1 protein-coding gene is annotated in these 1,219 nt (G+C 66.6%); it reads left to right on the plus strand.

Features of this window, described 5'->3' with window-relative positions:
• Window positions 1–1,218: sulfate adenylyltransferase subunit 1 (locus ACFQO7_RS37695; protein ID WP_376810886.1), on the plus strand; the 1,218-nt coding region annotated here is incomplete at its 5' end.
• Between the last annotated feature and the right edge of the window lies 1 nt (window position 1,219).

Below are 1,219 nucleotides of genomic sequence, written 5' to 3' on the forward strand. Positions count from 1 at the left end.
GTCGACGACGGTAAGTCGACGTTGATCGGCCGGCTGCTGTACGACACCAAGTCGCTGTTCGAGGACCAGCTCGAAGCCGTCGAAGCCGTGTCCGCGGCGCGTGGCGACGAGTACACGAACCTGGCGCTGCTCACCGACGGCCTGCGCGCCGAGCGGGAGCAGGGCATCACCATCGACGTCGCCTACCGCTACTTCGCGACCCCGCGCCGTAAGTTCATCATCGCGGACACGCCGGGGCACATCCAGTACACGCGCAACATGGTCACCGGCGCTTCGACGGCCGACCTCGCGCTCGTGCTGGTCGACGCCCGCAAGGGCATCGTCGAGCAGTCGCGGCGGCACGCGTTCCTGTGCTCCCTGCTGCGCGTGCCCCACCTCGTGCTGTGCGTCAACAAGATGGACCTCGTCGACTTCGACCAGGCCGTGTATGACCGGATCGTCGACGAGTTCACGTCGTTCGCCGCCAAGCTCGACATCACCGACCTGGCGATCATCCCGATCTCGGCGCTCAACGGCGACAACATCGCCACCCGGTCGACGAACATGCCCTGGTACGAAGGCCCGTCGCTGCTGCACCACCTGGAGCACGTGCACATCGCCTCCGACCGCAACCTCGTCGACGTGCGCTTCCCCGTCCAATACGTCATCCGCCCCCAGTCCACGACCGTGACCGACTACCGCGGCTACGCCGGGCAGGTCGCCTCCGGGATCATGAAGCCCGGCGACGAGGTCATGGTCCTGCCCTCTGGCATGACCACGAAGATCGCCGGGATCGACACCGCCGACGGACCCGTCGCCGAAGCGTTCCCGCCCATGTCGGTGACGGTCCGGCTCGAAGACGAGATCGACATCTCCCGCGGTGACATGATCTGCCGCCCCCACAACACCCCCACCCCGGCGCAGGACATCGAAGCCCTCGTCTGCTGGATGGACGACAAACCGCTCACCGTCGGCGGCAAATACGCCATCAAGCACACCACGCGCACGGCCAGGGCGATCGTCAAGGGACTGCAGTACCGGCTCGACGTCAACACCCTGCACCGCGACGACACCGCCACCCAACTCGGGTTGAACGACATCGGCCGCATCCGGCTGCGCACCACCATCCCCCTCATGGCCGACGAATACCGCCGCAACCGCACCACCGGCGGCTTCATCATCATCGACGAAGCCACCAACCGCACCGTCGCCGCCGGCATGATCATCGAAGCCGCCTGAC

The sequence above is a fragment of the Catellatospora aurea genome (assembly GCF_042663325.1).
In the GTDB taxonomy this organism is placed as follows: Bacteria; Actinomycetota; Actinomycetes; order Mycobacteriales; family Micromonosporaceae; genus Catellatospora; species Catellatospora aurea.